Source organism: Pseudomonas fluorescens (genome assembly GCF_000968015.1).
GTDB classification, from domain to species: Bacteria; Pseudomonadota; Gammaproteobacteria; order Pseudomonadales; family Pseudomonadaceae; genus Aquipseudomonas; species Aquipseudomonas fluorescens_W.
In genome coordinates, this window is record NZ_LACH01000074.1 from 1 (window position 1) to 7,629 (window position 7,629).

At 60.3% G+C, this 7,629-nt stretch carries 6 protein-coding genes; all 6 read left to right on the forward strand.

Going from position 1 to position 7,629, the window contains the following annotated elements:
• Nucleotides 1-292: 292 nt before the first annotated feature.
• The 6 genes from VD17_RS28400 to VD17_RS28425 all read left to right on the forward strand — a co-directional run bounded on the left by VD17_RS28400 (nucleotide 293) and on the right by VD17_RS28425 (nucleotide 7,523).
• Nucleotides 293-901, forward strand: a complete 609-nt coding sequence (locus VD17_RS28400; protein ID WP_046056736.1) for a YqiA/YcfP family alpha/beta fold hydrolase — start codon at nucleotides 293-295, stop codon at nucleotides 899-901.
• Nucleotides 902-943: 42 nt separating this feature from the next.
• Entirely contained in the window at nucleotides 944-2,848 is a 1,905-nt protein-coding gene (parE, locus tag VD17_RS28405; protein WP_046056737.1) for a DNA topoisomerase IV subunit B, read from the forward strand.
• On the forward strand, nucleotides 2,848-3,837 hold the full coding sequence (locus VD17_RS28410) for an esterase-like activity of phytase family protein (RefSeq protein WP_046056738.1): 990 nt from the start codon (nucleotides 2,848-2,850) through the stop codon (nucleotides 3,835-3,837). The genes parE and VD17_RS28410 overlap by 1 nt, the downstream gene beginning before the upstream one ends.
• On the forward strand, nucleotides 3,834-4,358 hold the full coding sequence (locus tag VD17_RS28415; RefSeq protein WP_033055504.1) for a retropepsin-like aspartic protease family protein: 525 nt from the start codon (nucleotides 3,834-3,836) through the stop codon (nucleotides 4,356-4,358). The genes VD17_RS28410 and VD17_RS28415 overlap by 4 nt, the downstream gene beginning before the upstream one ends.
• 7 nt (nucleotides 4,359-4,365) lie before the next feature.
• The gene (parC, locus tag VD17_RS28420; RefSeq protein WP_046056739.1) at nucleotides 4,366-6,633 is read left to right on the forward strand and encodes a DNA topoisomerase IV subunit A; all 2,268 of its coding nucleotides are present in this window, start codon (nucleotides 4,366-4,368) and stop codon (nucleotides 6,631-6,633) included.
• A gap of 176 nt (nucleotides 6,634-6,809) precedes the next feature.
• Nucleotides 6,810-7,523: a PqiC family protein gene (locus VD17_RS28425; protein ID WP_046056740.1), complete on the forward strand. Its 714-nt coding sequence runs from the start codon at nucleotides 6,810-6,812 to the stop codon at nucleotides 7,521-7,523.
• Nucleotides 7,524-7,629: the final 106 nt, after the last annotated feature.

Genomic DNA, 7,629 nt, shown 5'->3' on the forward strand with positions numbered 1-7,629 from the left:
ACCATTTTCTTCCGGTCATACATCAATCCCCTGTGGGAGCGAGCCTGCTCGCGATGGCGTCCTGCCAGCCGACCAATTTCTTGCAGATGTACATCATTCCACTGTAGGAGTGAGCCTGCTCGCGATGACGGCCTGACAGCCGACCATTTTCTTTCGGTCATACATCAATCCCCTGTGGGAGCGAGCCTGCTCGCGATGGCGCCGGTTCGGGTAACCTGATTTTTGCCTATATCCCCGATCGCCCCGAGTCCCTGTAAACTGCGCCTCTTTACCCGACGCACAGGGAGCTCAAATGTCTGGTTCGATCCTTTATATCCACGGTTTCAACAGCGCGCCTTCGTCTAAAAAGGCCACGCAGTTGGTGCAAGTGATGGAGCGTCTGGGTTTGAGCGATCAGTTGCGCGTTCCGGCCTTGCATCACCATCCGCGCGAGGCCATCGGTCAGCTAAACAAGGCGATTGAGGAGCTTGGGCGGCCACTGCTGGTCGGCAGCTCACTCGGCGGCTACTATGCGACTCACTTGGCCGAGCGCCATGGCCTCAAGGCCCTGTTGATCAACCCTGCCGTCAGTCCGCACCGGATGTTCGACGGGTATCTGGGGACGCAGAAAAACCTGTATACCGATGAGGCTTGGGAGTTGACCCACGACCACGTGACGGCCCTGGCCGAGCTGGAAGTGCCGGCGCCCCAGGACCCGCAGCGGTATCAGGTGTGGTTGCAGACCGGCGACGAAACGCTGGACTATCGCCTCGCCCAGCAGTATTACCGGGCCTGTGCCTTGCGTATCCAGGCCGGCGGCGACCATAGTTTCCAGGGTTTTGCCGCGCAACTTCCGGCAATGCTGAGTTTTGCCGGTATCGGCGCAGATTTGTATCAGGCGATTGATTTCACTGCACTGTGAGTCGTCGCCTCTATTTCACAGAACATTTGACGACGAGACCCCATGGCCACTCCCAGCGCTAGCTCTTATAACGCAGACGCCATCGAAGTCCTCTCGGGCCTCGACCCGGTGCGCAAACGCCCCGGCATGTACACCGACACCAGTCGGCCGAACCACCTCGCCCAGGAAGTCATCGACAACAGCGTCGACGAAGCCTTGGCCGGGCACGCGACCTCGGTGCAGGTCATCCTGCACGCCGATCACTCCCTGGAAGTCAGCGATGACGGCCGTGGCATGCCGGTGGACATTCACCCGGAAGAGGGTGTGTCGGGTGTCGAGCTGATCCTCACCAAGCTTCATGCTGGTGGCAAGTTTTCCAACAAGAACTACCAGTTCTCCGGCGGTCTGCACGGGGTGGGTATTTCCGTGGTCAACGCCTTGTCGAACGAAGTCCGGGTGCGCGTCAAGCGTGACGGCAACGAATACCAGATGACCTTCGCCGACGGTTACAAGAAAACCGAGCTGGAAATCATTGGTACCGTCGGCAAGCGCAACACGGGTACCAGCGTGTTCTTCGCGCCGGACCCGAAATACTTCGATTCGCCGAAATTCTCCATCAGCCGCCTCAAGCACGTGCTCAAGGCCAAGGCCGTTCTGTGCCCGGGGCTGCTGGTCAGTTTTGAAGACAAGGCCACCGGCGAGAAAGTCGAATGGCATTACGAAGACGGCCTGCGCTCCTACCTGGTCGACGCGGTCAACGGATTCGAGCGTCTGCCGGACGAGCCGTTCTGCGGCAGCCTGGCCGGTAACAAAGAAGCGGTCGATTGGGCCCTGCTGTGGTTGCCGGAAGGTGGCGACAGCGTTCAGGAAAGCTACGTCAACCTGATCCCGACGGCGCAGGGCGGTACCCACGTCAACGGTCTGCGTCAGGGGTTGCTTGACGCGATGCGCGAATTCTGCGAATTCCGCAGCCTGCTGCCTCGTGGCGTGAAACTGGCGCCGGAAGACGTCTGGGAACGCATCGCTTTCGTGCTGTCGATGAAGATGCAAGAGCCGCAATTCTCCGGCCAGACCAAAGAGCGCTTGTCATCCCGTGAAGCGGCCGCGTTCGTTTCCGGTGTGGTCAAGGACGCGTTCAGCCTGTGGCTCAACGCCAACCCGGAAACCGGCATGTTGCTGGCGGAACTGGCGATCAACAATGCCGGCCGTCGTCTCAAGGCCAGCAAGAAGGTCGAGCGCAAGCGCATCACGGCGGGGCCGGCACTGCCGGGCAAACTCGCCGATTGCGCCGGGCAGGACCCGATGCGCTCCGAGCTGTTTCTGGTGGAAGGTGATTCCGCCGGCGGCTCGGCCAAGCAGGCACGGGATAAAGAATTTCAAGCGATCCTGCCGTTGCGCGGCAAGATTTTGAACACCTGGGAAGTCGACGGCAGCGAAGTGCTGGCCAGCCAGGAAGTGCACAACATTGCCGTGGCCATCGGCGTCGATCCGGGCTCGGCGGACATCGCTCAGTTGCGTTACGGCAAGATCTGCATCCTCGCCGACGCCGACTCCGACGGTCTGCACATCGCCACGTTGCTGTGCGCGTTGTTCGTCCAGCATTTCCGCCCGTTGGTGGATGCCGGTCACGTCTACGTCGCGATGCCGCCGCTGTACCGTATCGACCTGGGCAAAGAGATTTACTACGCCCTGGACGAAGCCGAGCGCGATGGCATCCTCGATCGTCTGGTGGCCGAGAAGAAACGCGGCAAGCCGCAGGTCACACGATTCAAAGGTCTGGGTGAAATGAACCCGCCGCAGCTGCGCGAAACCACCATGGATCCGAACACTCGACGTCTGGTGCAGCTGACGCTGGAAGATTTCGAAGCGACCTCGGAAATGATGGACATGCTGCTGGCGAAGAAACGCGCCGGTGACCGCAAATCCTGGCTGGAATCCAAAGGCAACCTGGCCGAGGTTCTTGGCTGATGCGGGTTGGCTTGGCCCTGGCGTGTGCGTTACTTCTGACCTCGGTTTCGGTGTTTGCCGAGCCGGTGCCGGAGCTGCGCCTGTTGTCCGAGCATCCCGTTGACGGTATGCGCGGCGGCAACCTGTCCGGGCTGGCCCAGTGCGGCAAGGATATGTGGGCGGTGTCGGATCGCGACGACGATCAGATTTACCGGCTCGATACCCGCGACAAGGTATGGCAAGCCGAAACCGTGGGCATTGGCGTACCACCGGTGCCAGACAGCGGTTTACCCTGGGGCTTGCGTTCGCGATCCTGGGTGGCGTCGTTTGTCCGTGGCGGGGATCTGGATTTTGAAGGCATCACCTGCGACAGCGCCGGTAATCGCTACATCGTCAGCGAATCTCATGCCGCGATTCTGCAAGTGCCACCCGTTGGGCCATCGTCCTGGCTGAAGATCTCGCCGATTCTGATTCGCGAAGCCCGGGCCAGTGGCATGCTGCTGCACTTCAATGCGTTGTTCGAGGGCTTGGCGATCAATCCGGCGGGTGATCAATTGTGGCTTGCCGCCGAGCGTCAAAGCCGTGGCTTGTTGCTGATCAAGCGCAAACAAACGGTCTGGGATTGCGATGGTGGCTGTGTGTTGCTGAGCGAAGCCGGGAAAGAAATGCAGCCGGCGCAGTTTCCCCGAGCCAAAGCAGTGTCCCGAGACTTTGCCGACCTGTCGCTGTTCAACGGCAAGCTGTTTACCCTTGAGCGCAACGCTTACCAGATCTGCCGCCGTGATGCGGTGACGGCCAAGGTCGAGCGCTGCTGGTCGTTTGCCGATGAAGCCTTGCAGGTGCATCGCCGCTATTCAAACCCTTACGGCCTGACCGAAGCATTGATTGTTGACGCTGAGGGCGCATGGATTGGCACCGACAACAACAACGATGCCCGCGCCGATGGCGAGGAACGTCCGATCGTCTGGCGCTTTGCCGCACCTGAAGGTGGCTGGAGTGCCAAGTCATGAGTCAGCAGCCGCCGGGCAAACGCGCCGGTCGAGTGTTGATGGTGCTGGCCTGGTGCGCGGCGCTGTTTCTGGCGACGCGGTTTTTCGGCCAGTGGGAGGCGCGTCAGCAGAACCCCAACACCGTCGTCAGCTCTGAGCAGGGCGAAGGTTTTATCGAAGTGAAACTGGCCAGCAACACACAGGGTCACTTCGTCGCCAGCGGCCAGATCAACGGTCAGCCGGTGGATTTCATGCTCGATACCGGGGCGACCGACGTGTCGATCCCGGCGGAAATGGCCGAACGGCTGAAACTGGAAAAAGGCTTCGGGGTGACCCTGAGCACAGCCAACGGTCGCACTCAGGGTTACCGAACCCGCATCGACCGGCTGCAACTGGGCGACATTGTGCTGCGTGATGTGCGCGCCCTCGTCGTGCCAGGCCTGGATGGCAAGCAAGTGCTGCTCGGAATGAGCGCGCTGAACAAACTTGAATTTACCCAGCGCGGTGGCACCATGCTGCTGCGCCAGACAACGAACCGATGAGGCCCGCATGAGCGACTCCCTTGATCTCAGCCTGGACGGTGTAGAACGCCGGTCACTGGCTGACTTCACCGAAAATGCCTACCTCAACTACTCCATGTACGTGATCATGGACCGTGCCTTGCCGCATATCGGCGACGGCCTGAAACCGGTACAGCGGCGCATCATCTACGCGATGAGCGAGTTGGGGCTGGACGCCGATTCCAAGCACAAGAAATCGGCGCGTACCGTCGGTGACGTGCTCGGCAAGTTCCACCCGCACGGCGACTCGGCCTGCTACGAAGCCATGGTCCTGATGGCCCAGCCGTTCAGTTACCGCTACACGCTGGTCGACGGCCAGGGTAACTGGGGTGCGCCGGATGATCCCAAGTCCTTCGCTGCCATGCGTTACACCGAAGCGCGGCTGTCGCGTTATTCCGAAGTGCTGCTCAGCGAACTGGGCCAGGGCACTGCGGACTGGGGGCCGAACTTCGACGGTACGCTCGACGAGCCGCTGGTGTTGCCGGCGCGTTTGCCGAACATCCTGCTCAACGGCACCACCGGCATCGCCGTGGGCATGGCCACCGACGTACCGCCGCACAACCTGCGCGAAGTCGCCACGGCTTGCGTGCGTTTGCTCGATGAGCCGAAAGCCACGGTCGAACAGCTCTGCGAACACATCCAGGGCCCGGATTACCCGACCGAAGCGGAAATCATCACGCCGCGCGCCGACCTGCTGAAAATGTACGAAACCGGCAAGGGCTCGGTGCGCATGCGCGCCGTCTACCACATTGAAGACGGCGACATCATTGTCACCGCGCTGCCGCATCAGGTGTCTGGCGCCAAGGTGCTGGAGCAGATCGCGGCCATGATGCAGGCCAAGCCGTCCAAAGCCCCGCAGATCGCTGACCTGCGAGACGAGTCTGACCACGAAAACCCGTGCCGGATCGTGATTATTCCGGGCGCACGCAAAAACTTTGACCACGACGCGCTGATGCAGCACCTGTTCGCCAGCACCGAGCTGGAGTCGAGCTATCGGGTCAACATCAACATCATCGGCCTGGACGGCAAGCCGCAGCTGAAAAACCTGCGGGCATTGCTGGTCGAGTGGCTGGAGTTCCGGGTGCAGACCGTGCGTCGTCGCCTGCAATTCCGCCTCGACAAGGTCGAGCGTCGCCTGCACCTGTTGGACGGTTTGTTGATTGCCTACCTCAACCTGGATGAAGTGATCCACATCATCCGCACCGAGGAGCACCCGAAAGCCGCGCTGATCGAGCGTTTCGCCCTGAGCGAAATCCAGGCCGACTACATTCTCGACACCCGTTTGCGTCAGTTGGCGCGACTGGAAGAAATGAAACTGCGTGCCGAGCAGGATGAGCTGCTCAAGGAACAAGCCAAGCTGCAAGCCCTGCTGAGCAGTGAAGCCAAGCTGAAAAAACTGGTCCGCACCGAGCTGATCAAGGATGCCGAAACCTACGGCGACGACCGTCGCTCGCCAATCGTCGAGCGCACCGAAGCCAAAGCCCTGACCGAGCACGATCTGCTGCCGAACGAGAAAGTAACCGTCGTTCTGTCGGAAAAAGGCTGGGTTCGTTCTGCCAAGGGGCACGAAATCGACGCCACCGGGCTTTCCTACAAGGCCGGGGATGGTTTCAAGGCCTTGGCGCCCGGACGCTCCAACCAGTTTGCGGTGTTTATCGATTCCACCGGTCGCAGCTATTCGGTGGCCGCGCACACACTGCCATCGGCCCGAGGCCAGGGCGAACCGCTGACCGGTCGTCTGACGCCGCCACCAGGGGCGAGCTTCGAATGCGTGCTGATGCCGGAAGACGATTCGCTGTACGTGATCGCGTCCGACGCCGGTTACGGTTTTGTGGTCAAGGGTGAAGACCTGCAAGCCAAGAACAAGGCCGGCAAGGCACTGTTGAGCCTGCCGAACAACGCCAAGGTGATTCTGCCGCGTCCGGTGGCTGATCGTGAGCAAAACTGGCTGGCTTCGGTGACCACCGAAGGTCGCCTGCTGATCTTCAAAATCAGCGATCTGCCACAATTAGGTAAGGGCAAAGGCAACAAGATCATCGGGATCTCCGGTGAGCGTGTCGCCAGTCGCGAAGAATATGTCACGGACATCGCTGTATTGCCGGATGGCGCCACGTTGGTGCTGCAGGCCGGAAAACGTACCTTGTCCCTGAAAGCGGACGACCTCGAACACTACAAAGGTGAGCGTGGACGTCGTGGTAACAAATTGCCACGTGGCTTTCAGAGGGTAGATGCGCTGCTCGTCGAAAACCTCAATTAAGCGTCCTAGAGCGCTCGATCTACGATTTAACGCGTAGATCGACGCTTTGCCGCTGGAGTCGGAACGCATATTCACGGATGATATGGCCTTTCAAGCGCCGGCGTGGCCGAGCGTTCTTCATATTTATTGAGTATTTTCACTGTGGTTAGCCTTATGGCAACCACCTGGATGGGACGATGACTGCTCTGCGCCTTCCTTTTATTTTGATGCTCGCTGGCGTTCTTGGCCTGGCGGGTTGCAGCGTTCACCAACCGGTGTCGCTGTATCAGCTGGACAGCGGAAGTCCGGCTCAGCCTGCGCAAAGCGCGGGCATGGCTGTATTACTGGGTCCGGTAACGGTCGCTGATTACCTGCAACGCGAAACATTGTTGCAGCGACAGCCGGATGGCAGCCTGCAAGCTTCGGCTGATGGTCGTTGGGCGGGTAGCCTGTCTTCGGACATCGATCAGTTGCTGCTGCGTCAGGTCGCCGGTCGTCTGGACAGCCAGCGCGTTGTGCTGGCGCCAGCGACAGTGGGCTTCACGCCGGATGTGCAGGTTCTTCTGACGATTACTCGCCTGGACTCGGGTGAGGCGCAACCGGCGATCCTTGATGCGCAATGGCGTCTGATCGACCGTCGTGGCCAGGTTCGTGATAACCGCATTATTCACCTGCAGGAACAGCATGCCGGTGGCACCGCGGCTCAGGTTCAGGCTCAGGGTGTATTGCTGCAGCGTCTGGCCGAGCAACTGTCGACGGCGCTCAAGCCGCTGGCCAATCAGCCGCCAATTGCCGAAGCGCCAAAAAAACAGGCTGCCAAGCCTGTGGCGCCGGCGGCAGAACAGGATAAGCAACCAAAGATCCCGATGGCTTCGCCAATCCGGACCGATATGGAAGTATTCAGGTTCTAAGTCTGGATTGATCCAAAGCAAAGCCCGCCATGTGCGGGCTTTGTTGTGTGCGCCCAGCATGGGCTCAATCTTGTGGGTGAAAGTCCCGCCGTAACCTGACAGCAGC

Coding starts and splice junctions, on each gene's coding strand:
- VD17_RS28400 (WP_046056736.1), top strand. CDS start 293: ATGTCTGGTTCGATCCTTTATATCCACGGTTTCAACAGCGCGCCTTCG.
- parE (WP_046056737.1), top strand. CDS start 944: ATGGCCACTCCCAGCGCTAGCTCTTATAACGCAGACGCCATCGAAGTC.
- VD17_RS28410 (WP_046056738.1), top strand. CDS start 2,848: ATGCGGGTTGGCTTGGCCCTGGCGTGTGCGTTACTTCTGACCTCGGTT.
- VD17_RS28415 (WP_033055504.1), top strand. CDS start 3,834: ATGAGTCAGCAGCCGCCGGGCAAACGCGCCGGTCGAGTGTTGATGGTG.
- parC (WP_046056739.1), top strand. CDS start 4,366: ATGAGCGACTCCCTTGATCTCAGCCTGGACGGTGTAGAACGCCGGTCA.
- VD17_RS28425 (WP_046056740.1), top strand. CDS start 6,810: ATGACTGCTCTGCGCCTTCCTTTTATTTTGATGCTCGCTGGCGTTCTT.